Annotated in this window: 20 protein-coding genes; 9 read left to right on the plus strand and 11 right to left on the minus strand. The window is 51.8% G+C overall.

What is annotated here, in order from left to right:
- Together nhaD (CODIS_RS00005) and nhaD (CODIS_RS00010) are read right to left on the minus strand one after the other, a co-directional pair.
- Positions 1 to 721: sodium:proton antiporter NhaD (gene nhaD / locus CODIS_RS00005; RefSeq protein WP_201258987.1), on the minus strand; the 721-nt coding region annotated here is incomplete at its 3' end.
- A gap of 110 nt (positions 722 to 831) precedes the next feature.
- Complete coding sequence (nhaD, locus tag CODIS_RS00010; protein WP_069119796.1) at positions 832 to 2,307, minus strand: sodium:proton antiporter NhaD; 1,476 nt, start codon at positions 2,305 to 2,307, stop codon at positions 832 to 834.
- Between the two features lie 358 nt (positions 2,308 to 2,665).
- Here nhaD (CODIS_RS00010) and CODIS_RS00015 point away from each other — a divergent pair, with 358 nt between their 5' ends.
- The 3 genes from CODIS_RS00015 (at position 2,666) to CODIS_RS00030 (ending at position 4,850) form a co-directional block, all read left to right on the plus strand.
- Positions 2,666 to 3,271 carry a hypothetical protein gene (locus CODIS_RS00015; RefSeq protein ID WP_154722947.1) on the plus strand — a complete coding sequence of 202 codons (606 nt, stop codon included), beginning with the start codon at positions 2,666 to 2,668 and terminating at the stop codon, positions 3,269 to 3,271.
- A 419-nt stretch (positions 3,272 to 3,690) separates the two neighbouring features.
- Entirely contained in the window at positions 3,691 to 4,305 is a 615-nt protein-coding gene (locus CODIS_RS00025; protein WP_268805686.1) for an exopolysaccharide biosynthesis polyprenyl glycosylphosphotransferase, read from the plus strand.
- Between the two features lie 98 nt (positions 4,306 to 4,403).
- Positions 4,404 to 4,850: a hypothetical protein gene (locus CODIS_RS00030; RefSeq protein ID WP_162420045.1), complete on the plus strand. Its 447-nt coding sequence runs from the start codon at positions 4,404 to 4,406 to the stop codon at positions 4,848 to 4,850.
- A gap of 47 nt (positions 4,851 to 4,897) precedes the next feature.
- On the opposite strand, the gene CODIS_RS00035 is transcribed toward CODIS_RS00030, so the two are convergent.
- A complete protein-coding gene (locus tag CODIS_RS00035; RefSeq protein WP_069119823.1) occupies positions 4,898 to 7,051 on the minus strand; it encodes a CHASE2 domain-containing protein in 2,154 nt (717 codons plus the stop codon).
- Positions 7,052 to 7,282: 231 nt separating this feature from the next.
- Here CODIS_RS00035 and CODIS_RS00040 point away from each other — a divergent pair, with 231 nt between their 5' ends.
- Together CODIS_RS00040 and CODIS_RS00045 are read left to right on the plus strand one after the other, a co-directional pair.
- Positions 7,283 to 7,927 (plus strand): Crp/Fnr family transcriptional regulator, encoded by a 645-nt coding sequence (locus CODIS_RS00040; RefSeq protein WP_069119826.1) that lies wholly within the window; start codon positions 7,283 to 7,285, stop codon positions 7,925 to 7,927.
- 177 nt (positions 7,928 to 8,104) lie between these two features.
- Complete coding sequence (locus CODIS_RS00045; RefSeq protein WP_069119829.1) at positions 8,105 to 10,234, plus strand: C25 family cysteine peptidase; 2,130 nt, start codon at positions 8,105 to 8,107, stop codon at positions 10,232 to 10,234.
- A gap of 567 nt (positions 10,235 to 10,801) precedes the next feature.
- Here CODIS_RS00045 and CODIS_RS00050 read toward each other — a convergent pair.
- Genes CODIS_RS00050 through CODIS_RS00070 form a run of 5 tightly spaced genes read right to left on the minus strand, consistent with a single transcriptional unit; the run spans position 10,802 to position 15,780 of the window.
- Entirely contained in the window at positions 10,802 to 12,199 is a 1,398-nt protein-coding gene (locus CODIS_RS00050; RefSeq protein WP_201258988.1) for an FAD-binding oxidoreductase, read from the minus strand.
- A 3-nt stretch (positions 12,200 to 12,202) separates the two neighbouring features.
- Positions 12,203 to 12,784: a BON domain-containing protein gene (locus CODIS_RS00055; RefSeq protein ID WP_069119832.1), complete on the minus strand. Its 582-nt coding sequence runs from the start codon at positions 12,782 to 12,784 to the stop codon at positions 12,203 to 12,205.
- Between the two features lie 46 nt (positions 12,785 to 12,830).
- Positions 12,831 to 13,418 carry a phosphoheptose isomerase gene (locus CODIS_RS00060; RefSeq protein WP_069119836.1) on the minus strand — a complete coding sequence of 196 codons (588 nt, stop codon included), beginning with the start codon at positions 13,416 to 13,418 and terminating at the stop codon, positions 12,831 to 12,833.
- 23 nt (positions 13,419 to 13,441) lie between these two features.
- Positions 13,442 to 13,804 carry a YraN family protein gene (locus tag CODIS_RS00065; protein WP_069119841.1) on the minus strand — a complete coding sequence of 121 codons (363 nt, stop codon included), beginning with the start codon at positions 13,802 to 13,804 and terminating at the stop codon, positions 13,442 to 13,444.
- Positions 13,801 to 15,780, minus strand: a complete 1,980-nt coding sequence (locus tag CODIS_RS00070) for a penicillin-binding protein activator (RefSeq protein WP_069119846.1) — start codon at positions 15,778 to 15,780, stop codon at positions 13,801 to 13,803. Before CODIS_RS00070 ends, CODIS_RS00065 begins: the two co-directional genes overlap by 4 nt.
- 51 nt (positions 15,781 to 15,831) lie before the next feature.
- Between CODIS_RS00070 and rsmI the strand changes: the two genes are divergently transcribed.
- Both rsmI and CODIS_RS00080 read left to right on the plus strand, forming a co-directional pair.
- Entirely contained in the window at positions 15,832 to 16,674 is an 843-nt protein-coding gene (gene rsmI / locus CODIS_RS00075; RefSeq protein WP_069119851.1) for a 16S rRNA (cytidine(1402)-2'-O)-methyltransferase, read from the plus strand.
- A gap of 81 nt (positions 16,675 to 16,755) precedes the next feature.
- Positions 16,756 to 17,376: a porin family protein gene (locus CODIS_RS00080; RefSeq protein WP_083220438.1), complete on the plus strand. Its 621-nt coding sequence runs from the start codon at positions 16,756 to 16,758 to the stop codon at positions 17,374 to 17,376.
- A 128-nt stretch (positions 17,377 to 17,504) separates the two neighbouring features.
- Here the strand turns inward: CODIS_RS00080 and CODIS_RS00085 are convergent, their stop codons facing one another.
- Entirely contained in the window at positions 17,505 to 17,948 is a 444-nt protein-coding gene (locus CODIS_RS00085) for an Hsp20/alpha crystallin family protein (protein ID WP_069119861.1), read from the minus strand.
- A 242-nt stretch (positions 17,949 to 18,190) separates the two neighbouring features.
- The gene (locus tag CODIS_RS00090) at positions 18,191 to 20,314 is read right to left on the minus strand and encodes a YgiQ family radical SAM protein (RefSeq protein ID WP_069119869.1); all 2,124 of its coding nucleotides are present in this window, start codon (positions 20,312 to 20,314) and stop codon (positions 18,191 to 18,193) included.
- A gap of 634 nt (positions 20,315 to 20,948) precedes the next feature.
- Here CODIS_RS00090 and CODIS_RS00095 point away from each other — a divergent pair.
- Together CODIS_RS00095 and CODIS_RS00100 are read left to right on the plus strand one after the other, a co-directional pair.
- A complete protein-coding gene (locus CODIS_RS00095; RefSeq protein WP_162420047.1) occupies positions 20,949 to 21,371 on the plus strand; it encodes an OmpA family protein in 423 nt (140 codons plus the stop codon).
- A gap of 89 nt (positions 21,372 to 21,460) precedes the next feature.
- Positions 21,461 to 23,749, plus strand: a complete 2,289-nt coding sequence (locus CODIS_RS00100) for an ankyrin repeat domain-containing protein (protein WP_162420049.1) — start codon at positions 21,461 to 21,463, stop codon at positions 23,747 to 23,749.
- 24 nt (positions 23,750 to 23,773) lie between these two features.
- Here the strand turns inward: CODIS_RS00100 and CODIS_RS00105 are convergent, their stop codons facing one another.
- The gene (locus CODIS_RS00105) at positions 23,774 to 25,453 is read right to left on the minus strand and encodes a BatD family protein (RefSeq protein ID WP_162420052.1); all 1,680 of its coding nucleotides are present in this window, start codon (positions 25,451 to 25,453) and stop codon (positions 23,774 to 23,776) included.
- Between the last annotated feature and the right edge of the window lie 45 nt (positions 25,454 to 25,498).

The raw sequence follows: 25,498 nt of genomic DNA on the forward strand, positions 1-25,498 counted from the left end.
CTCTATATCCCCAGCAAAATACTGATTTCTCTATTGTATCTAATCCAGTAAATTCGGACCCAAAAATCAACAGCCTGCTAGTGCTGATAATATCCTGCTGCCATACCATCAGGGTGGTGATGTCGCCAAATGGGCTGAAGGCGCCACCCGAATTGGAGGCGATCACGACATTGACGCAGGAGAGTGTCACAAATCGTTGGTTGTCCCGCTCCAAATTCAGAACCACAGCGCCCATCAGCAATGCAGTTGACAGGTTGTCCAGAAAGGGGGACAGGAAAAAGGTTGTGATACCGATCGTCCAGAAGAGATGTTTATAGCTGTATTTGCGGTTGGCGACCCAGGTGCGAAGTGACAGAAATACGCGTCGTTCAGCTAGGGCGTTGATATAGGTCATCACCACCAGAATGAACAGCATTAACTCGAAATACTGCAGAAGACTATGCCTGAGCGCATGTTCGGCTTCATGCCCGCCGGTATATTGATGGGAATGCCAGCCGATCATGCCCCAGATAATCCCTGCTGCAAACAGCATGGGTTTAGACTTGCGCAGCTCTATGAACTCTTCAAGGGTGACCGCTATCAGGGCAAGGACAAAGACCGTCAGACTGAGATAGCCCACCCAGTGGGTGCTCATACTGTCGCCACTGGCCGACATGGGATCCGCCAGAGCCAGACTGGGGAGAGCGCAGAAAAGGGCTACCGAAACTGTCAGTCTCTTCATGTATGCTTTTGGACTACGATCTATTGATTAAGCGGTACTACCTGTTTCTAGCCGTTTTTACGTTATCCAAGCTGATTGTTATGTTGGGACTGACAGCCGTCGTGTCTGATTCAGAAGCTACCCGAGTTGATCCACAGATGGACCACAATGCTGGCGGCATATCCGAGCGAAATTACCGGTGCCCATTTAAGATGGCCGAAAAAGGTGTACTTTCCACGTGCCTGCCCCATCAGGGCGACACCGGCAGCAGAGCCGATCGAGAGCATCGATCCGCCTACGCCCGCGGTGAGTGTTACCAGCAGCCACTGACCCATGGACATATCGGGCATCATGGTCAGAACCGCGAACATTACCGGGATATTGTCGACAATTGCTGAGAGTATGCCGACCATAATGTTTGCTGGTGTTGCATTCATCGCCGGGGTCAGATCCATTGCCGCACCCCACTGGGTATACATCATTTCGGAAACTACCGCGAGATAGCCGATAAAGCCAAGACCGCCCACACAAAGTACCACGCCATAGAAAAAGAGCAGGGTATCCCATTCGGCGCGGGCCACCTTATTGAAGACATCGAACGAGACCATGTCGCCCATCTGTCCATCATGCTCCATCTCGATCCGGTCCTCTGTGCTCAATTGCGGATGATCCAGGTGAAAGGTCTTTTTCAGGTAGAAGCCGAAGAACTGGAGGTAGGCCAAGCCGGTCAACATACCGATCACGGGCGGCATGCCGAGGAAGTTGTGAAAGCTGACCGCGGTAACGATGGTTGCCAGGAAAAAGACCATGATACGCTTGGCGCCACGTTTCAACTCGACATCTTCACCACCGCCTTGGGGTTTCTCATCAGGTACCGCAAAATGCATGATTGCGGCCGGTATCAGCCAGTTTACCAGTGACGGGACAAACAGGGCGAAGAATGCCCAGAAATCGACGGGACCCTGGGGGGTGGTGACCGATTTCTGCCATACCATCAGAGTGGTGATGTCGCCAAATGGGCTGAAGGCGCCACCGGCATTCGCCGCGACCACGATGTTGATGCAGGCCAGGAGCACGAATTTCGTGTTGCTACCGCCCACCGCAAGAACTACCGCGCACATCAGCAGTGCGGTGGTGAGGTTGTCGGCAACAGGGGATATAAAAAAGGCGAGCACACCGGTTATCCAAAAGAGTTTACGGAAACCGAAGCCTTTGCTGACCAGCCAGGAACGTAGTTTTTCGAATACGTTCCGCTCGTCCATAGCGTTTATGTAGGTCATTGCCACCAATAGGAAAAGCATCAATTCTGCATATTCAAGAAGATTATGGCGTACCATCTCTTCCGCCGTGTGGGGAAGGCCGTGTGTGTTGTAGTACCAGGCAATCAATCCCCAGATCAAGCCGGCGGCCAGGATTACCGGTTTGGATTTCCTTAGATGAGTGAACTCCTCCGCCATCACCAGCAGGTAAGCAACTGTAAAAATACCGATAGCGGTGAAACCGACCCAGTGGTTGGTCAGGTCGAAACGATCCCCTCCGGATGATGCCGCAGCAAATGCAACGGATGGTAGGAGAAGGGAGATAAATACGGTTGCGATAAGTCTCACTGATGCACCCCAAAAATTAAATTATTGTCGGCCGCTATTTTTCACAAACCTCGAATTCTCTGTGATGGTAGCTGGCGGGTCAACTGTTTCCATCGCAGATGGGCATAAATATGTCAAATCCTAAGGAAATATGGCTGTTTGATAGGGTCCGTCGTGTTTTTCCAGGAAGGAACTGAAATGGACCGGACAATTGTCAAGTGAATAAGTCACATCCTGTAGTGGCGTCATGTCATATGAGATGCCGTTTAAGAAGTGAAATAGTGTTCCGCAGAGGGTGAAGCGTCGGATTGAGGGCCTGCTGATGGATCACATGGAGCCAAATGATGCCTGCGGAGAAAACAGCTTAAATGAGCCGATATTGACAAGAAATGTCCTTTTGGCAAACCTTTTTGCCGGCAAACTGGCACCCAGAGAGGTATTGCGGGTTGCTAGGAGATATTCAACCGTCACCCACTGGGAGGAGTTGCTGTGTGTGGCGTTCAATCCGACTGATTCACGGCTGATGGCAGTGGTCAGTATTCGTCAGTCGGATGGTTACAGCGGGATACTGCGGCGACACGGCTCAATCGAATATGTCAGGTTTTTTATCGATTGGGGCGATGGTGAGGGGCTGCAGACAGCAGGGCTGAGCCACTTCAAAGTGTGCGATGCGATTGATGCGGGGATCAAGCGGCAGCTTCCGGTCTATCATCTTGTCTCCTGTGGATTCGAGATCGCTCGCTACAGGCGTGCCATCAGGCATGGTGCCCAGCCTAAAGTGAGGGCTGTGCTGTCATGGAACCAAGTACCAGGCCTGGATGCTGAATTTATACCTGTATTCGGTAACCAGGTCGATTCACAAATCAGCATCGACTCCGATCAAGAGTTGACCTCGTTGTTCAGTATTGCCGAGGATCTGTCGGAAAAAGCCATGTTGCATTTAGGATCCAGGCAACCGTACGCTCAGGCGGCGGGTATCCAGTGAGCTTAACCGATTAGGCACACTGGCAACACCTGATGACTACTCCCTGCCTAATTCCATCATATCTCCAGACTAATACAAAGAATGCATCGATGTGACAAGTGAAAAAGTCACATATCCCACGTGCTCCTTTCGATACTTACAAGCAGTCAGTATCTGAAATCATATTCCCATACAGGATCTTCCTGTCAGCCCATTATCCATAGGCCTTCAAATTACTGATTAATGGAGATAGTGGCCGGGCTGCGTAGGAGATCAATAACAGAATAATTAGGAGTGAGGAGAGCGACTATGAGCGGAGAATATGACTCTGTTTCCAGTGATTTCAATAATGACTATCAACTGGATCATATCAGTACAACCGATTCGCTGGTGTTATCAACCCACTGGCTTCGATCAGGGATTATCTGGTTTTCAATCAACTGGTCGTTTCCAGGGCCGCGACGCACGAGATACCCGGAAAAAGACAGTTCGATATCGTCATGAGTGTACTGATTCTTGTGCTCGTGAGTCCGGTTATGCTCACCACCATGACGCTGATCTGGCTGAGCACATTAGGGCGTGACCCTGTCTTCTATCGTCAACTTCGTGTCGGTCACAGGGGTCGCGAATTTTATATTCTGAAATTCAGGAGCATGCGGGTCGATGCGGAGAAGTCAGGACCACAGATGGCGAGCGTGAACGACGCCCGCGTAACACGTATCGGCCGGGTTTTGCGCAGCACGCGCATTGATGAGCTGCCGCAACTGTTGAATGTGTTGAAAGGTGAGATGAGTCTGGTTGGACCTCGGCCGGAGAGACCCGAGTTTGTTTCGCGTTTTCAAAAAAAGATCAACGGTTATGCACTCAGGCATCAGGTAAAACCGGGTATCACCGGCTGGGCCCAAGTGCGATATCCCTATGGTGAGACAGTCGAAGACGCCGCGAACAAGCTCTACTACGACCTCAGTTATATTCGTCGTAACAGTCTGTGGATGGACATCCTGATTCTTTTTCAAACCATACCCGTGGTATTGACCGGGCATGGTGCAAGGTAGTGACTGATGGTAACTGACTGCTGAGGAAGCTCTGATTTGTTCGGAGTTTTCCCGACAATTCCGGGTAGATGGCTTTGATGACTAAATAGAGGTCATTAGTGATGTGGAAATCGAGTAACAGGTCATTGTGTATCGATGTGCGCAGGAGTGTAGAGGTTCTCTTATTGGGCTCCCTGGATACGGTAGACGCACATATCCCCTACATAGCTATAGATGTGGATGAGTGGAGTGAATTCATGAAGTCCTACAGAAGCCAGTCAAACAGCGCATTTCTGCTGCGTGTCGATGAACTGGTGATAGAGCGTGGATTGAACAGGAGCACCATTGTCAGTCTCATGGCCTCATCGTATCACCAGGGAATCATGGCTGCGAATGTGCTGTCGGTTGCCGGGTATGAGAATGTAGCGGTCGAAGTTGGCAGGAAAAACCATTCCGCAATCTGTTCCGCTGCAAGTGGAAAAAACCAGGAATCCAAAGATGGGTATCACGCCAGATATGAATGGACCAACTCCATGAACAGGCAGGTAGGTGGCTGGGTGCATTAACGGTATCCACCCGCACATTCTATTCTGTCAAGCCGCCAGGCGTGTAGCTAAACAAGGTTTTTTCGTGATTTCCTGCGTTCCCGGTACTGCTGTACGTAGTACATAGTGGGCCCGTCATCGGGGTGGTCGTTCAGGATCAGCTTGAATTTTTCATAGGCCTTCTCCCGTTCACCATGCATCCATTCAGCCAATGCTTCAGCGAAATCTCCATGCAACTGACGTAACCTGGGTGTGGCTTCCGCACTCATAGTGGAAATCTCATGGATAGTGATGGAATGCTGTTTGCCGGCGACCGAGAATTGCCCCACTTCACGGGTTTCAATATCCTTGAGTCCATTCACTACCTCGCTTGAAGCGAGGATTGCTGTACCCAACAACTTGTTGAGATTTTCGATACGTGATGTCGTGTTCACCATATCACCTACAGCCCTGTATTCGAAATGGTCGATAGCGCCTACATGACTCATGACCAGTTCACCGGCGTGCAGACCTATGCGGGTGAAGAGCTTTGGTTCCAGGTCTGACTGTTGCAGGGAGCGATTGATCTCCAATGCTGCTTCGCAAGCCATTTGATGCTGTGACGGATCAGGTTCGGTCGAGGGCCAGATCGCCAACATCGCATCACCCACCACATCTGAAACAACGCCATTTCTGGCTCTCACCGGCTTGAACAGGATTTCGTAATAGCGATTGAGATAAGTCTGTAGATCAACGGGTTCCATTTTTTCCGCAAATTGAGTGTAGCTCTGCGCATCGGTTGCCAGGCAGATGCCAAATGCAGAACTGGCTGCTGTTATCGGTTCCTTTTTTTGCTGTGCAAGGTTATCAATTACATCCCCGGGCAGATAGTATCCAAACAGCTCACGCAAGCGCTCCCGGCTGCTTCTCATCTGGCGATAGTGCCATGTCTGGCTCAGGATGAGCGATACTGGGGTTTGAATTACTAGCGGAACAAACCAGGGAAGCCAGATATGTTGTTGGCTGAAGAGATTGTAGGTCAGGGTGAGATAGAGAATTGAAATGAATATTCCTGCGAGAATGCCGCGTATCCCTGGCAACCAGCGGAATAACAGTGTAATACCCAATCCATAGCCGAGTAACAACAGCACCAGGCCACCATTGTTCAATGGTGCGAGTGTCTCGGATGAAAGCAGGTTGGCGTAGGCAGTGGCGGCGATCTCCACGCCACTCAGGTCGAGGCCGTTCGGTTGCGAGAAGACGGTATAGAAACCATCCTTTTGTCTTGGCTGATAGGTGCCCGCATAGCCGATGAAAACAACCTTATCCCGGAGTTTTGCAAGTTCCTTCTGTGTGGCGGAAAGCGCATCGTGAATCGGAATGGTTTGAATACTCCCCGGAGGACCGTAGAAATTGAGATAGGGATGAGCATCGCCTGTATAGAGATTCAGTAACGCCTCGAGTCGCTGTCGCTGAAGGTTTGACAACTGGGACAGCCGCCCGTATGAGAAGGCATCAAGCAGGTTGGCTTGCAGGCTGGTATCGTCGCGAATCCGGCTAACAAGGTAAGTGTGCGACAGCCAGCTGCCTGGCGGATCCGACGCTTCACCTATGGATTGCAGTAATCTATTCAACTGGCTGCCGTCCGGGTCAACGAACAGCTGCAGTGCCGCAGCTGGCAGTGAGATCAGTCTGTTTTCTCCGGTGAATGTCCAAAACCGACTGACTCTGACCGGTATCTTAGGCAGGACAAAAGGGGCGATACCGACAGCAGACCCGGCAAATCTTTCGGTTGGCGGTATCAGCCTTTCAATATGCACATTCACTTGATCGTCTAAGACTCGCTGCTGCTCCAGGTAGGCTACCAATAGGACATTTCCGGCACGCTTTATAGCCTTGACCATCGCCTCATCGTGACCTGTTTCACGTGATTTCTTAAAGAAGATGTCGTAAGCGATCACCGCGACACCGGCTTCCGTCAAGCGTTCGATCAACTGGGCATGCAGAGAGCGGGGCCAGTCCGGAATCTCCTCTCCCAGTCCGAGCTGCTCTGCGGTCTGGCCATTGATTGAGATAATCACGACCTGTTCCGGGGCTGGGCGTTGTCCACGCATCTCAAACAACAGGCTTAAGCCAAAATTCTCCTCCCAAGTGGCACTGCCCGGTAAAAAACTGATAGCAACGCCAAGCATGCCGATAATCATGCCGAAGGCAGTTGAGCGTAGGAGCGCTTCCCTATGCATTTGGTTTTCCCTGGTTTGATGAGACAGTCATCACCAGTTTGGGGGAGCTTTGCGTCGATTTCGAACTGGTATGTGGCATTTTTTCTGTTAAAGTCTTATAAGGTGTTTCTCGATGTGCTTTGCGATTGTCATGTAAGGATAAAGAGCGATTGCACAATATATTGTAGTAGGGTGTTTATTGAGCGTTTGTGCCATGCAACCGTTTCCGAATAGAGAGTATATAATACGATTATGATTGAGAACGTCTCCATTTTTGAAGGGATGGCTCCTAGCGATCTGGCATTGATAGAACAGCGCATGGTTCGCCGGACCTACCCAAGAAATACCATTATTCTTTCTGAAGGGGATAATAGTGATTCACTCTACGTCATTCTGAGTGGTAGAGTGAAAGTTTATCTCAATGACGAAAACGGCAAAGAGGCGATCATCAACTATCAGGAAGCCGGCGAGTATTTCGGAGAACTCTCCCTGATAGATGATTACAAACGATCAGCTTCAATCATGACTATGGTCAAGTCAACCATGGCGATTATGTCCAAACAAGCATTCCACCAAGTCATGAAGAGCAATCCGGATATCGCCATTCATCTGTTGAAGGATATGGTGCACAGGGTTAGAACATTGACCAATGAGGTCAAGAGCCTGGTGCTATCGGATGTCTATGGACGGCTAAGCAAAACCCTTTTGAGCATGGCAATAGAACGGGATGGTATAATGGTTATCGAGGGCCATGTCACCCAACAGGAACTGGCAAACCGGATTGGCGCTTCACGGGAAATGGTCTGCCGCATCTTCAAGGATCTGGTGAAAGGTGGATATATCACTACCGGTTCCAATCAGTTCACCATCAATAAGCAACTGCCCGCACGCTACTGAGGCATACTCCTGTCTTTACTCTTTGACCCGAATCACTGACGCTAACAACGGTCTTCCCTGTTTGGATAAATAGGTCACAGCATGGGTGTGAATATTTCACAGCCAATGTGATGGGCGATCCTTAACCTATCGGTGTTGAGTGCTTGTTCTCAACAATAAATGATAAGGAGTAAGGAGATGCAACAGATGAGTTTGAATATCGCTATAGGATTAGCGGTAGGCATTTTTTCCAATCAGGTTTCTGCCGAGCTTGCAAGGGTGGCGGATGTTTCACTGATTAAACCGATTGCACAATTGGCACCGGTTGAGCAGAAACGTCAGACGGAGGAACGCCGCTGGATTGCTTTGGATGATAGTCAGAAGCCTGGCGCCTCAGCACAGATACGTACCGATGAACGACAGTCGAATACCGGACAAACGGTTTTTGATCTCACCATTCCCGGATTCTGGATGATCACCAAACAGGGATCTGATGGCAAGATGTATCAGAAGATCGAGATTCCGGGTATGGGCAGCCATAATCAGTTGGGTTCCCCTGATCTGCCTTCCTACCGTTTCAGCCTGGCTGTACCCTATCGCGAAGGGGAGGTTCGAATGGTCGGTAAACCACGGGATGTGCATCGATTCGATGATATCCTGGTATGGCCACAACCGGTTCCTGAACTTGATGGGGAAAAGGAGACAGGAACTCCTGAACAGTTCATCATGGATGAAAAGGTCTATGCACTCAACAGCGCATGGCCTGCGAGTTTTGCCCAGGAAAGCTATCGGATCGGCAGGGCATTGAGAGGCATCCCCGCGATTCAGGGTGAGGCCTGGCCGGTGCAGTGGAACCCGGCCACCCGGGAGTTACAGGTGGCAAGTCGTATCACTTATAGAGTGGAACACGATGGCCGTGTGGAAGAGTTCGAACCCATCACCCAGGAGAGGGACCTGATGGCATCGAAAACCTTTCTCAATTGGCAATATCTTGAAGAGATTTTCGTTCCGAATTTCCGGTTTTATACCGCTGATTTTCTCTTCATTTATCCGGACAGCTCCTATGCCGACGAGTTGAAACCGCTGGTGGATCAGAAAAAGGCCCGAGGCTTTAAAGTGACCGAAATGAATGTCGCGGATGATATCGGTGCCTCAACCTGCAATGATATCCGTAACGCCATCAATGCCTGGGAGGTGGCCATACCGGGTTGGCGTGATGCCTATACCTTGCTGGTGGGTGATACCGATACGATACCCCACTGCACATCGCCCGGGGGCGATCAGACCGATGATCTGTATGCCTCCACTGATGGCGATGATCTGAATGAAGAGATCTATTTGGGCAGGTTGTCGATAGACAGTGAAACGGATCTGGCCAATCAGGTGAATAAAATCCTCACCTATGAAGACTCTCCCAGTCTGTTCTGTTGTTATGACCGTGTCGGCCTGTGGGCGCACAAAGAGAATGCACCCGGAAAATACGAGGGTGCCCATGAAGCGGTAAGGACATTCGCCTATTCGGATGCGCCCATCTTTGAAACATTCTACGGTTCCCAGGCGGGTGTGACCGATTCGGATGTGGCGAACCGTGTCGACAATGGAGTGGGTCTGATGGCTTATCGTGGCCATGGCAGTAAAGATGCCACCGCTACCAGCTGGAATCAGACCAGTCAGTATTTTAATGGCGGTGATGTCAACACTTTGTCGAATCCCTTGTCTCGCTCACCTGTGGTGTGGTCATTCGCCTGTACCAATTCCAAGCTGGATACCAGTGATGCCGTCGCTGAGGAGTGGATGGAATTGGCCAATGCCGGTGCCTCCTCCTATTACGGCGCCACTCGAACCTCGTACACTTCTCAAAACCATGTTCTGGATGAGTGGATGTTCAAGGCCGTCTTTGATGAGGGGTTGTTGACCCAATCCCATGCCATCGAACGGGGAGAGGCGCAAATGGCGGCTTTAAGCGGATCGGATAACGCTTGGATGTATCTTCTGCTGGGTGATCCCGACATGAAGATTCGTACCAAGAACCCCTATAGGTTTGAATTGAAGATCCCTGAAATGATCGAGATTTGCAAGTTCTGCGAACTGCCGATACAAGTCTTCGACATAAAGGGCAATCCGGTCAGTAACGCCTTGGTCGGACTATGGAAACCCGGATCAAAAGATCGGCCGAACCAGCCGGGTGAGACATGGGTAAACGGCTATACCGACCACAACGGATATGTGTCGCTTCCTTACAGCGCGTTGACTGAGGGAGAGCTCTTCTACTCAGTCGAAGATGAATATGGCAACGCTGTTTTCGATAGAGTACAGGTTGTTAAATAGACCAAAAAAATAACTCGGCCTCCACTTTGGGTAGCGCTCTCCGTGACAAGCGGAGAGTGTTTTTTTTACTCTTTAACGATAAAGCGTGGTTAGAGTCCGGATGTAATGCCGAAGCATCTAACGCTATCCGTAAACCTTCCCTGATTACCCGCCATTCTCAGCCGTCTGCTTTAGCTTGTTTCACCCTCACAGAAGGCGTTATGAATGCAAGTCGCAAATAGACGCATATTATGAATAGTCCGCAAATGGATGCGAATAAGTGCCATTTTAGCGGTTTAAACCAAAAGTTACGGTGAGACAATCCCCACTAGTGTCGTATTGCACAAGCTGTAGGATAGTGTCCATCCAATCTACCCTAGTGGTGAGCTAATAAACAGATTTGCGTTTATTCGCTTTCATTTGCGGACTTATAACTATTTGCGAGCATTTGCGGCTTGCTTCTAAAATTCACAATCACCCGATCGGTGGCTGAGTATTGTGGGTAATCAGAAAGCCTTTTAGAGGAGGGCGCTAGCTTGCCGCACCCTACAGGGGATTGGGCGAATTTAGTTGGTTTTGGTAAACCCGCTATGTTTCAGAAACAGGGAAACCTACACCGGGGCTGAGTATCTGATGTGGATCGAATTGACGTTTGATGGCACGCATCAGATCCAGCGAGACAGAATCGATCTCCCGATCCACAAACTGCCGTTTCACAATCCCGATGCCATGCTCACCGGACAGGGTTCCGCCCAAGTTCAGGACTAGATCGAAGAGGGATTTGAGGCAGTGTTCGCCCGCCGTGAGTTGTTGTGGATCATCCGGATCCAGCAGCAGATTGACGTGGATATTCCCATTCCCCGCATGACCGAAGTTGACAATGGTGATTCCACTCTCCTCTGAGAGATTCTGCAGCGACTCGATAAGCTCCGGAATACGAGAGACGGGTACTACCACATCTTCATTGATTTTTTTGGGGGCGATATTACGTAGTGCGGGTGATAGGGCCTTGCGGGTCTTCCATAGACGTGCAATCTCCTGTTGGGTTTCTGCGGTATGAATTTCCAGCAGGCCCTCCACACTTGCCGCTTTGGCCAGTTTGGCGGCTTCCTGTTTGATATTGTGTTCCGCGCCGTCGATCTCAATCATCAATAGTGCGCCGACCCGGCTGTCGAGATGCAGATCCGAGAACTCCCTGACCATCGCCAGGGCGGCTCCATCCATAAATTCCAATGCGCAGGGCGTCACCGGTTGACGCATGATAGCAGAGACCGCATTCGCTGCACTGTGAATATCCCTGTAACTGGCCTGCAGGGTGGATTTGGTCTGTGGTTTTGGTGTCAGTTTGAGGATCGCCTCGGTAATGATTGCCAGTGTGCCTTCTGAACCGATCAACAGGCGGGTAAGGTCATAGCCGACCACCCCTTTGGTGGTTCTGACTCCGGTAGTGATTGTGTCTCCACTGCCGGTCACAGCCTTCAGGCCAAGGGTATTTTCCCTCGGCGTGCCATACTTTACTGCCCGAGGCCCGGCAGAGTTATACGCCAGGTTGCCGCCGATGGTACAGACGGCCGCACTGGTCGGGTCCGGTGGCCAGAAGAAGCCCTCTGCACCGACGTGCTCCTGCAACTGCCTGTTGGTTACGCCGGACTCAACCCTTACCAGCCTGTTGTCCACGTCCAACTCAAGGATGCGGTTCATGCGCTCGAGAGAGAGGACAACGCCACCCTGCTGGGGCACAGTGGCTCCGGTTGTACCGGTTCCCTTACCCCTTGGGATCAGCGGAATCCGCTGTTGATGGCATAGTTTTGTGATGGCGGCAATCTGATCATGTTCCACGGCAAACAGCACCGCTTCCGGAGTCGCCTGAAGACGGCTGTTGTCATAGCCATAAGGCAGGCAGTCGCCGGGATCGGTGAAAATTCCGTTCTCACCGACAATCGCCTTTAATTGCCTGATCAGGCTGTTGTCGAGATGTGATTTCAAGGGTCAGATATACTCGAAAACACGCACCACGCGACGAACGCCGCTGATATGGCGAACCACGTCCGTAACCGCATCCGCCTCTTTTTTGGTAATCAGGCCCAGCAGAAACACCGCTCCCCGTTCCGTGACCACTTTGACTCTAAGTGGATCGAAACCTGGAATCTGGACCTTTGCGAGCCTGACTTTAACCTCGGTGGTCAAGGCGGCGTCTCGGCTGTTCTCGACCAGCGTCGACGTGCTGCCGATCTCTATTTCGTTGACTACCCGGCGAACCCGGTCGACACTCGATGCCATCTGTTCGGCTTTGCTTCGAAGTGCTTGATCTGCTGCCTGGCCTGTCAGGAGTACAACCAGGTTGTAGCTGGTGACATGGATGCTGCTCTGCTGTTTGAATCTCGAATCCTTGGACATCAGGTCGTAGATCTTAAGCTCGATACTTTGGTCCTCGACAATGGTTCCCGTGGTGCGTCTGTCATGGGCGACCGCTGCAGTGGCGGCGGCCCCTCCCACAACGGCTGCTGCACAGCCCTGCAGAATCAGTACGGCGATGCAGATAGAGAGCAGTGAAACGAAATTTTTATACATGACCTTCCTCTGTGTGTGAAAAGCTAAACATCTGGTTTGTTGTACATTAGCTGCCAAGTAACTGATGGTCCACGAGGTCGCAGAGGCAGTGAATAATCAAAAGGTGGGTCTCCTGAATTCGTGCTGTGACATCCGATGGAACGCGAATTTCGACATCCCCCGGGGCCAGGAGTTTCACAAGTCCGCCCCCATCACGTCCGGTCAGGGCGACAATGTTCATATCCCGTTCGTGAGCTGACGCTATGGCACGATTGACATTAGTGGAATTTCCACTGGTGGAAATCGCCAACAGAAGATCGCTCGGCTGACCGAGGGCCTCGATCTGGCGTGAGAAGACATTGGAGAAATCGGAGTCATTGGCGATCGAGGTCACTGTCGAACTGTCAGTGGTGAGTGCAATAGCTGGCAGGCCGGGACGATCCCGTTCATAGCGGTTGAGCATCTCTGAAGAGAAGTGCTGGGCGTCGCCGGCCGATCCACCATTGCCGCAGCTGAGCACCTTGTTACCTTCAAGCAGGCGGTTGAAGATCAGCTCCGCAGCATCGGCAATGGGTTGTGTCAGCATCGGCAGTGCATCGATCTTGGTTTGAATGCTCTGATTAAAGAGCATTTGTATTCGCTTGGTGTTGGTCATCTATTCGGCTGCACCTTATATGGCTACCAGGCTATCTGAATTGCATTTTTGATCCATTCCATAGGTGTGGATCCGGAACCGTTGAGCGCGACAATGTCAAACCGGCAGGCACTGTCTATGCGCTTCATCTGAATATAACGGTTCGCGGTGGCGAGTAATTTACGCTGTTTGCTGGCTGTCACTGTCTCCAATGCACGACCAAAATCGTTTGATTGGCGAAAGCGGACTTCCACGAAGACCAATGTCCCGGCATCACGCATTACCAGGTCGATCTCGCCTGTTTTACAGCGAAAGTTACGCTCTTGAAGCCTAAGTCCCCGACTTTGCAGGAAATCAAGCGCCTGCTGTTCCGCCTGCTGTCCATATTCCAAATGTTTGGCAATCATTGCTGACTGCCTGGCGGGGACAGGCTGTAATCGGTGACCGGCGGCAGTGTATTATCAGTCGGTGGAGGATCAAGGGTGGCTTGGCCACCCCTGTTGTATCGGTCCATGCGAGGTGCGTAGCCGCTGATCTTCGCCAAGCCCCCTTCCATGTCCGCCCATGCGAGAAGTCTGTGAAGCCGGTTTCCCTGATCCAGATAGAGTGTCCCGCTTTTACCGCTGAACATCCGCCCAGGCTGAGTCTGTAGATGTTGTAGTTGAGTCAATAGGTTGTAGCTGTCTATGCCCATGGCAAAAAGTCTGGCATAGCGTCCCCTGACGCCAGGCATGAGTTTTTCCAGATTGTTTCGGGATAGCGGCCCACCCTGGTCCTTTTCAAATAACCATGGCGTATCGACAAAACTGATTTTCCCCAGATCCATATCGAGTTCCGTTTGAGTCACACCGGTGTAGATATGGGATGTGGACAGGATCGGCAGGTTGCCTGCATGAAAGAATCTGAGTTGAGGGCGTATCTGTCTGGCTTTCTGCGGGCGAGCGGCGAGAAAGATAAAGTCAGCGTCCTTGCGTGCGCGGGATTCGGATTCCAGTTGACGCCCCAGCAGTTTTTTCAGGGCATGGGTTCGAGCTTCACTCTCATTGATATTGAGTAGCATTCGAATAGGAACGGAAAAGTCGTTCTCTTTAGCATTGTATTGTTGTTGTTCCATCACCTGTCCGCCCAGGGCCGACCAGCGCTCACGGAAACTCCGGGCGATGCGATCACCCCATTGTCCGCCCGGAGTCAGTACGAGGGCTGTCCTGTGACCTTCCAGCCAGGCACGCTCAGCAGCCTGTTGGGCCTCATCTTCGGGCGCAAGACCGAACTGAAACAGGTTGGTGTGGTTGAGTTCCGGATCATCGACTTGATTGAGTGCCAATATGGGGTGATCCAGATACTCCAGACTCAGCAACATCTTGACAGCATCCTTGTTGAGGGGGCCGACGATCATTTTCGCACCTTGTAAAATGGCCTGCTGATAGATGTGTAGGGTATCTTTCAACTCACTGCTGTCATAGAACTGCAAACTGGGTCTTTGCAGTGCAGGCTGCTGATACCAGGCCGCCATAAAACCATCTCGAATGGCCGCCGCCACCTTGGCATAGGGTCCGCTGCGGGGCAGCATGATGGCGATATGGTCCTCACTGCTCAAACCCTGTTGCTCCAGATATCCGGCGAGCAGGGACTGCAATGCTGGATGTTGAGGAAAGCGATCCCGCCATGCCGCTAAATGAGCGCTCAGTTCTGTTGGATCGGTTGTCTGCAGTTTGATGATCTTGGCCAGTTCCATCCACCCGATCAACGTGGCAGGAGGCTGAGGCTGCAGCATGCTGAGCGCAGTGTCGGTCATGCTCGACAGGGTTTGCACCAACAGCTGCTGAGATGCCAGGCGGGCCTCTTCGTCCTGCTCCAACAGCAGGTCGAGCACATCGAGTTCGCTCGCGCTTTCAAGCAGATTTCCCGACAGACGGAAAATCTCGGCCATATTTCTATGATAGTGCTGACGCAGAATAAGGGGCGCATCCTCCTCCGGCGCCGGCTCCATCAGGTCGAGTGCGGTTTCGATATCCCCCTCGGATACGGCGATCTCGGTGCGCAGCATGCGCCATTTGAGGACGAAGTCCGGGTCCCCGGCAAAGGATTCGAGCTGCTCAACCAATAAATGGCTCCTGGCCTTGTCGTCAGCCTTGAGCCAGTAGTCAGCCGCTTCCAGCAACAGCCATTCACGCTGGGGCGAGACGTTTTCATCGGCCAAGGATTCCAGTTGTAGCGCGGCACCGGCAAAATCACCGCTCTCCAACATCAGGTCGATCTGAAGCCTGACATGTGCCGGTAGCTCCAGGGGCTCGGAGGGCGTGATTTTGGGTGCGGTGGTGCACCCCTGAAGCACGAGGAGCAAGACGACAGGCAGCAGTTGAATGAGTCGATCAATTTGCATGGTTTGATATCTGTGGCAGGATGGTGTGTCCATTCTACATCAGGAACATTTGTGTCAAAGGGCGTACTTTACGTTGTTGCCACACCAATCGGCAATATTGAGGATATTTCACAGCGTGCGCTGGAAACGCTCAAGCAAGTCGATTTCATTGCCGCAGAGGATACACGACATACGCGGCCGTTGCTGAAGCACTACGGCATCAATACGCCGCTACGCGCCTTTCATCAATACAACGAACACGCCAAGCTGGAGATGATGTTACAGATTCTCGATGCCGGTCAGTCGATTGCACTGGTCTCCGATGCGGGTACACCGTTGATCAGTGATCCCGGCTTCCCATTGGTGAGGGAACTGATACAGCGAGGTGGTCGTGTTGTTCCAGTGCCGGGCGCCAGTGCGCTGATCTGTGCACTCTCGGCCTCCGGTCTTCCCACCGACCGGTTTATGTTTCTCGGTTTTCCACCACGACAGACCGGCCAAAGGCTCGCTTGGCTGCAAACCTTTGCAGACGAGGTTTCCACCCTGGTGTTTTACGAATCGAGTCACCGTGTGGCCGATTCGGTCGCCGCGATGTGCGAGGTGTTCGGAAGCGGCAGGGAAGGGGTCATTGCCCGGGAATTGACCAAACTGCATGAAACCATTCTCAGGGGCAGTCTGGAGAGTCTTTCGGAGCGGCTGCGGCAGGATAGGGATCAGCAAAAAGGGGAATTTGTCATCCTGATCAGGGGCGCCACAGGCGATGCCGGGGAACGTATTGAGGTCGATATTGAGCAAATGCTGATCACACTGATGGCGGAACTACCTCTCAAACAGGCCGTCTCATTAGCATCCAGGGTATCGGGCATCAAAAAGAATATACTATATAAACAAGCACTTAAGATTTCAGGCGGCTAACTTGTGATGTGATACCAGGTAATTTTCACCTTTCTTAACAATAATTACCTGTGTGAAACGTCTAAATTTAATCTTGTCACCATGTACAGAGTCTCATTTTTAACAGTTTGGTTGCTGTTGGTCGCCAGTCCCTCGAGTCTGCTGGCCGCCGGTGGTCTTGAGTTCACACCTTTCACCGGGCACCGTTTTGGCGGATCCTTTGAACTCGACAATCACAACAACCGGCTGGATATCGATAACACCACAGATTGGGGTTTTACCATCAGTCGGGCTGCCTCCGATTCAACCCGCTACGAATTTCTCTACAGCCACCAGGATTCGTCGCTGGCCGACACGACCGATCCGGATAACGCCTTCGGTCTGGATATCCATTATGTACACCTGGGTGGTACGGTGGATGTCTATTCCCTTGACTATTACCAGGAGAAGATCACCCCCTATATCACCGGTGGCCTCGGGATGACCTTCATGAATCCCTCCCAGAGGGGATATGATGACGAAACCCGTTTCTCTCTCAGTGTTGGCGGTGGCCTGAAATGGTATCCCACTGAGCGGCTTGGCATCCGTTTCGAGATGCGCGGCTACAGTACTCTGATCGACTCCAACGAAAGCCTGTTCTGCGATCCCGGCTGTAATCTGCAGATCGAGGGTGATGCCTTTCCGCAGTTCGAAACCAATCTGGGTTTGATCTTCAGCTTCTGACCCTTGCCGTCCTGACCATCCTAATAACCACCGTATCCGTGGTTAGCACTTTGTCCAGGCTATAAAAAAACCCTCTCTGTTGAGAGAGGGTATTAGATTAACTGCGCCGTTTACAAAGACTCAATGCCTTAATGGGTCACTTCGATACGTTTTGGCTGTTTTTCCTGGGTTTTCGGGATGATGACCTCGATCACACCATCCTTGCCGATTGCCTCAACAGCCTCTGCATCGGTGTTATCCGGCAGTGAGAAACGACGATAGAAGATACCATGGGAGCGTTCGATACGTCTGAAGTTCTCTCGCTCTTCGGTCTCTTCAAACTTACGCTCGCCGCGGATCGTCAATACACCATTCTCCATGGTGACCTCGATATCTTCCGGTTTAACGCCCGGGATATCGGCTCGAATGACATACCTGTTATCCTCTTCCTTGATATCAACCGCAGGTGCCCAATCGCCTCCTACTACGCGAGAGGTATCGTCATCTCGTTGCAGGAGCGGGTGGAACGCACGGTCTAATTCCTGACGCCAATCTTCCATTGTGCGCCATGGGTCATAACGTGTGATGTTCATGATTTACCTCCTTAAAAAACTACCCGTCCCTACTATGAATATGGTCCTGTCAGCCGCGTTTTTCAAGCCGGTTATGGAGTAAATTGTTGCTCTGTTAGCGGGTATTTAACATATTGTAAAATAAATAAAAAAATAACATTGAAACCCTTCGGGACGGAGCTGGGTCATGGTGGTGAGGCAGTTGTTGAACGCTACTTGCCTGTTACCGCATATCTCTACATGGGTCTGACGCCATCGTGTTATTAATTGCGCCTTTGTCGAGCCTTTCTTTGGCCGGTAATTCTGTTTTTGATCTTCATGCCGCTTGACCGGTTTGCGTGCCCCGGCCGGTTTTGTCGCTTAGGTTTTGATGCGCCATGTTCCGGTTTTGGCTGCCATTTGGGGACGAGATGCCGCTTACCATTACCGATCAGGTCGTAGCGTCCCATGCGGGTCAGGGCATCACGTATCAAAGGCCAGTTTTTTGGGTCGTGATAACGCAGAAACGCCTTCTGCAGCCGGCGCTGTTTCATTCCCCTTACCACATTCACGTTTGCATTGCGTCGCGAAAGCTTCCGTAGTGGATTCTTACCGGTGTGGTACATGGCTGAGGCGATTGCCAGGGGAGTGGGCAGAAAGGCTTGAACCTGATCCGGTCTGAAGTTATTGGCCTTTAACCATAGGGCAAGATTCAGCATGTCTCGATCACTGCTGCCGGGGTGGGCAGCGATGAAGTAGGGGATCAGGTATTGCTCCTTGTCGGCCTGGGCTGAGTATTTTTCAAACAGTTTTTTGAAACGCTCATAGCTCCCGATACCCGGTTTCATCATCATGCTCAAGGGAGAGGATTCGGTATGTTCCGGGGCTATTTTCAAATATCCCCCCACGTGATGGGTGACCAGCTCGCGGATATATTCGGGAGAGCGTATCGCCAGATCGTAGCGGAGTCCTGAGGCGATGAAAATACGCTTGATCCCCGGGAGTTTGCGGGTTCGCCGGTAGAGGTCGATCAGTGGTTGATGGCTGGTGTCGAGATTGCCACAGATGTCGGGATAGACACAGGAGAGGCGCCGACAGGCAGACTCGATGGATTTGTCCCGACAGGCCAAACGGTACATATTGGCGGTCGGTCCACCGAGATCCGAGATGTTGCCGGTAAATCCGGGGACCTGGTCGCGGATGGTCTCCACTTCACGCACCACCGAATCCTCTGAACGGCTCTGAATAATCCGGCCCTCATGTTCGGTAATGGAGCAAAATGTACAGCCCCCGAAACAGCCACGCATGATGTTGACGGAATGCCGGATCATCTCCCAGGCCGGGTTGCGCGCTTCTCCGTAGCTGGGATGGGGCTTGCGGGTATAGGGGAGTTCATAAATCCTGTCCAGCTCTTCTGTGGTGAGCGGGATCGGCGGTGGATTGAGCCAGACATCCCGTTTTCCATGCTGTTGGGTCAGGGCGCGTGCATTGCCCGGATTGGTCTCCAGATGGAAAACCCGCGAGGCATGGGCGTAGATGACTTCATCCTGTACAACCTGATCGTAGGAAGGGAGACGTATCACGGTACGCTCGCGCGGGTGTCGCCGTGGTCTGGTATGGGGTGTGATCCTGACAGCCTTGCCGCATTCGGGTTCTGCCAGATAAGGGTCGGGATGGTCGGCTTTCATGCCGGGTTCGTCAAGCTGAGTGGAGTCGACCTCGATCCATCCATCCACCGCACCCTGGTGCATGAAGGCGGTGCCCCGAATATCCCGAATCTGATCGACCCCCTCACCAGCCGCCAGACGGTGTGCGAGTTCGACCAGAGCCCGCTCGGCATTACCATACAACAGCAGATCGGCCTTTGAGTCGGGCAGAATCGATCGTCGTACCTTGTCAGACCAGTAATCGTAGTGGGCTATCCGGCGTAGACTGGCCTCGATACCGCCGATAATGACAGGTACGCCTTTGTATGCCTCCCGGACACGTTGCGCGTAGACGATTACCGAACGATCCGGTCGTTTGCCTGCTTCCCCATTGGGCGTATAGGCATCATCGCTACGGATGCGGCGATCGGCAGTGTAGCGATTGACCATGGAGTCCATATTGCCGGCGGTGATACCGAAAAAGAGGTTTGGCTTTCCTAGTCTGCGGAAGGCTTCGCCATTCTGCCAATCGGGCTGGGCAATGATGCCGACGCGAAAACCCTGTGCCTCAAGCAGGCGCCCCACCAGGGCCATACCGAAGCTGGGATGATCCACATAGGCGTCGCCGGTGACGATGATGATGTCGCAGCTGTCCCAGCCGAGCTCATCCATTTCCGCCCTGCTCATGGGCAGCACCGGAGAGATGCCGAAACGGGCGGCCCAGTAGGGGCGATAAGAGAAGATGTTTTTTGGCTGCGGCATAGCAGGTTGATTATACAGCCCTTGGAGTGATTTAGTGTCTATCGGTGTTATGTCGCCAACAGATTGTGGCTACTGTCCTGAGCGGTACCCCACTCTGCAATTGTTTCGAGGTGTCAATTGTCTTGTGGTTATTGATGGCTGTCGGTGTTTACGAAAAATTACATTTTTTTAAAGATCCATTAATCGACCGCCAATATCAAGGGGACTTGCCATAAACTTTGTCTATGTTGTTTTCGGTGAATGGAGAGTTTGTGAGTATATGGATATGAGGAAGGCATTTATTGCAATGGAACTCGGACTTAAGCCTCGTTTTGTGTGTTTGTCTATCAGATGTACACGAGTTATGCATCAACAAATATCTGCCTGAACGACAAGCACCCAAGCTTATTAATTTACAAAAATTCAAGATTTAATTGTTGTGCGATAACTTCTGTGGCCAATTAAGGAGGAACGGCTAATAATGTAGTTTTATTCAGTCTATTATTGGGGCATGGAGTGAGTCGTCGGGTCGTCAGTCTATGCTACCGTCGTGTCTGTGGACCCCAGAGGGTTATCTATGAAGAAGAGCAATAAAACAGTTTTTCTGTTCTGCGGCCTATTTCTGCTGTCCGGTTGTGCAAATCTGGAAAACCAAATGTTGGTAAAGGAAATTGAGGAATTCGAAGTAGAGGTTAAGCAAATCGACCGGGGTGTGGAAATCATCTTCCCTGAAGTATTGCTTTTCGAGTACAACAGTGATCGATTGAAACCGGAAGCCAAGACCAAGTTGCATAAGATTGCTGAGGTGATAAACCATACCAAATATGCTTCGAGAAATATTGCTGTAGAAGGCCATGCCGACGCCATCGGTGGAGAGGATTTCAATCTTGCGCTTTCAAAACGTCGTGCACAAAGTGTGGCCCGTGCGCTGGTGTTCAGCGGCGTACTCAAAGAACGCATTGTGATTGCCTGGTTTGGCAAAAGCAGGCCCATTGTCCCCAATACCAATCCAGACGGCTCCGATAATCCTCAAGGACGCAAGCGAAACAGGCGAGTGGAAGTCATCATCGAAAACTAGCGCATATACGGAGTGTCATGGACATGAATTATCACTCGTCAACTTCCTAGGCCGTACATCTGCTTCAAATGTACCAGGAATACTTCAAATTGAGGCGGCGGCCGTTCAATATCACGCCCGATCCGGCATTTTACTACCTGACATTGCCGGTGCGACAGTACCGCGACCGTATTTACGCTGCGATTCGGCAACAGGCACCTGTGATATTGCTTAGCGGTGCGCCAGGTACGGGCAAGACGGCGTTCCTGAAGCACCTGTTGGTTCATGAAGCGGCTAGCATTCAATGGGTGTTCGTCGATAAGCCACAATTGCGCGCGGACGATTTGCTGATGTTGATTGGAGAGGCATTTGGCGTCCCGCTAAAGAGTACGCTTTCCGATGAGTATTCCTTGCAAATCAGGAACCGAATGACAGCACTTGAAGGTCAGGGTGTGCATCCTGTCATAATTCTCGATGAGGCTGATCATCTCGCTGACGATACCCTGGAGGAGCTACTCGATTGGCACGCCTCAAACCGAATTCAGGGCGTCTCCTGCACCTTGATTTTGGCAGGACTTCCACAACTGGTGCAAAAGATCGACGATATGGGGCACGTGCTCTTTACTCCTCCCTGGGGTGAACACTTCACCCTGGAGCCATTCGATCATCAGGATATGTGCGCCGTGATTGCCCATTGTCTGAAAATTGCCGGACACGAAGCCCCGGGCCTCTTCGACAGCCAGGCGTTGAAATCAATCTTCGCGTTATCCGAAGGTGTTCCACGGGTCATTAATCATATTTGTGATCTATGCCTGTTTTGCGCCGCAAATCTGAGCAAACGGCAGGTAACCAGGGAAGTCGTGGAAGAGGTTTCCAGGTTCATATTGCTGGATGAAGATACGAGTATCCAGTTCGGTACCGACACTGAGCCGTTATCTCAGTCAACGGATTCCGACATGCCGGTAATACCCCGGCATTCGATGAAACACCATCCCGTCATCCAATGGCTGAGGGACGGTCTGCTGGCAGTTATTATTCTAGTGTGTGTATGGGTGATTTGGCTGGAAGAGAGTCCAGTGGAATCCAACAGGCTTCCGTCACAGGTTGCACTGTCTGGATCACAGGATGTCGATGGGGAAGATGATATGACATCGCTGTCTTCCGAATCGATACAGGAGGCAGGCTTCACGGATATTGTTCAAGCTGAATCCCCGGAAGAGACTGAATCAATCAACGATCAGGTGGATGACACTTCACACATGACAGCGGATATCGAGCAGATTGGCAAACAGACCCTTGCTGCCGATCATCCCGGTCCAATGCTGTCCGACAGCAATAAGCAATCTGGGGTAAGCGGAAAAGCGAGTCCGAACAAAGCGGATCGGCACCCTTTGACGAACCAGGGTGAAACGGTACGACAGGGAAGGGCTGAGAAGGTCGTCACCGAGCCACAACTCGATCTGGCACTGGAAAAGCCGGTCATGAGTGAAACTGACAGCAGGATTGAAAGTCAATTGCCATCAACGCTGACCCGTGTGTCTCTCCCGGAAGACGAACAATTGCACACAGATCCGGCGCATCTGAAACCGCTTCAGTCAGAGCAGGCCGAAGCCGCATCCTCCGCAATCGACCTCCAGATTAACGAGACACCGGCTGAAACGGCCCTGAACAGCCAATTGAAAGACAAAGTACACCTTGTCGCTCCCCAGATTCAGACGCCGGTTGCAGCTATCGAAAAGACCTCAACAATCGCAGCGTTTGAAGAAACAACCACAAAGATGTCAGAAACAAAACCAATACACGGAATTGGATCACAGGCTGTCAATCGGCCCACGAGCGATGAATTGATAGCCGCAATCAACAATGGTGATCGACAGGAAGTCCTGCAGCTTCTGCTTACAGGCGCCCCTGTCGATAGTGTCAGCAGTAGTGGCGAAACCGCCCTCATGAAGGCAGCCTGGGCGGGGCGCCTGGATCTCGTTGATCTATTGATCAGCAAGGCGCCACAAATCAACCAGCAGAGCCAGGAGGGGTGGACAGCCCTGTTTTATGCTGCTGTGAGAGGTCATTATCAAATTGTCAGCGCTCTGCTGAAAAACGGGGCTGAAGTGAATTTGGCCGATCTGGATGGAAATACTCCCTTAATGGCGGCTGCCTGGAATGGACACACACAAGTTGCAGAATTGTTACTGAATCAAGGGGTGGATCCTAATTGGCATAACCATGACGGCTGGTCGCCTCTCATGTTTGCCGCCCTTGAGGGTCACATCGATATAGCGAGACTTCTGATCCGCCACGGTGCTGATATTTCGCTGATCAGCCACGATGGAGAAACAAGCACTGATCTGGCGGCACAACAGGGGCATACTCAATTGGTGTCCCTGTTGGCCCGTGAATAATAGTCACGGCGCTGTCAAGAATCATCAGCCACTGGTGGCCTTGTCCGGATTGAGGTTTGGCAAGAGGGATCCGGAGGGTGTGCTCTTTAATCTGGATCGGCGGGGCCATAGTCTTATGCTGGGCCGGATTTCATGTTTGAAGGCCTCTTTCCAGCGATCGAAATCAAGGTTGTTGTGACCGTAGATCGCCTGTTCCAGCTCGTGTATGAGGGCACGGATCTTCTCTTCCTGTGCCTTGGGGTGGAAGTCGATGATATGCTTGCCAATGACACTGAAGGGTACATTAGACGGCAGACTGAGATGTTTGTTGGCGAGAAACCTCAGGGTGTAGCCCCACACTTCCGGATCCGTCTCTTCATCCACGAAGCGGACACAAAAGTAGAAACGCACCGATAGAGGCAACATGCCTACCAAATTGCGACGCCAGCGTTGCCAATGGGCGGCGGGATTGAGGATGGTGGTCGTGGTGCGAAGCTTCGCCTTGAGTGGTGAAAAGGCCGGCGCCATCTGTTGCATCGGGCGTTGTAGAAATGCGACCAATGGCGCCAAGGGGGAATGTTGTGTGTCTCCCTTTCTGCGGTGGGAGATCCAGATCGCCAACCAGTACCCGAAAATAACACCGAACACCACAGAGAGAGGAATCCAGAATGCGGAGGAGGCGCCTGCGGGAAACAGGGTACTCTCTTCGTCGACGTTGAAAAAACCGCTTGCTTTACGGGTGCCGCTGACAGCGATCGGCTGCAGGGGGATAGAGGCGCGTTGTGGAACGTGTATCCGTGTATTCCACCAGTTTACGCTCAACTGGGGTAATTTCAGATCGCCACCATATTGAGGTACCAGGGTAAAAGTCTCCAGGCGACGGCTGACGAGCTTATCGGTACTCTTGTTCAGGTTGGTCTCCACCCGACTCTGTTCCCGGTAGATACGGAATGCATCTGATTTAAGCTGCTGTTCAAGGCTGGGGAGTTGTTCACCAGCAATACCCACGGCATTGATTTCGGTTACCAGGGTGAAGGGTTTACCGGCGGCAGCTTTAAGCTTGCTGGGCAATTGGATCTTCAGGTCGAGCTGTTCCACGGGTAGCCAGGGCGTACTGTCTGGGTCGGTCTCTCTAATCTCAAGGTGTGGCGGGCTGTTCATCGATACATCGAATGACCTGTTGCCCCGGCTATATGTGGTTAGCTGCTCCTCCTCTCCCGTGATGATCAGATTGGGTAGCTGATACAGGCCCGCTTTAAGCGGGGTCAGGGTGAAATAGAAATCATTTACGATCTGCCTTTTACCATTACGGGTGCGGGAGTAGGTGACAGGATCCTCAAGCTGCTGCAGGATGAAGTGGTCACTCGATGAAATGTGCGGCGTTGCAGTACGCAGGTTGTTTTGGCTGACGACACTGATTTTGAGAATTACGTTCTGTTGCACATAAGGGCTCTGTATCGAAAGCTTGGTTTCAATCTGAGGTGCCGGGGTTGGTGTTGAATAGTAGTTCTGTGGTGAATATCCGGGGTATTGGCGGCCGGGCCAACCCGCGTAGGGTGATTGGGTCGTAGCGGTTGGCTGACTCTTTGTTGGCGTGCTGGATTGGCGTCGTTCGGGCGGGGCGAAGTTCCACTGCCCTGGTGGCATCCCCTGCCAAGGAGAGTTGCCCGGAAACGGATTGGCCGTGGCAGGGCAATGAACGGACAACAGGATCAGCGTAATCATCACAAGTCCTGTCGAACCCATGCTTTCCCATCGTCTGGAAGGTAG

The organism is Candidatus Thiodiazotropha endolucinida (assembly GCF_001715975.1).
In the GTDB taxonomy this organism is placed as follows: Bacteria; Pseudomonadota; Gammaproteobacteria; order Chromatiales; family Chromatiaceae; genus Thiodiazotropha; species Thiodiazotropha endolucinida.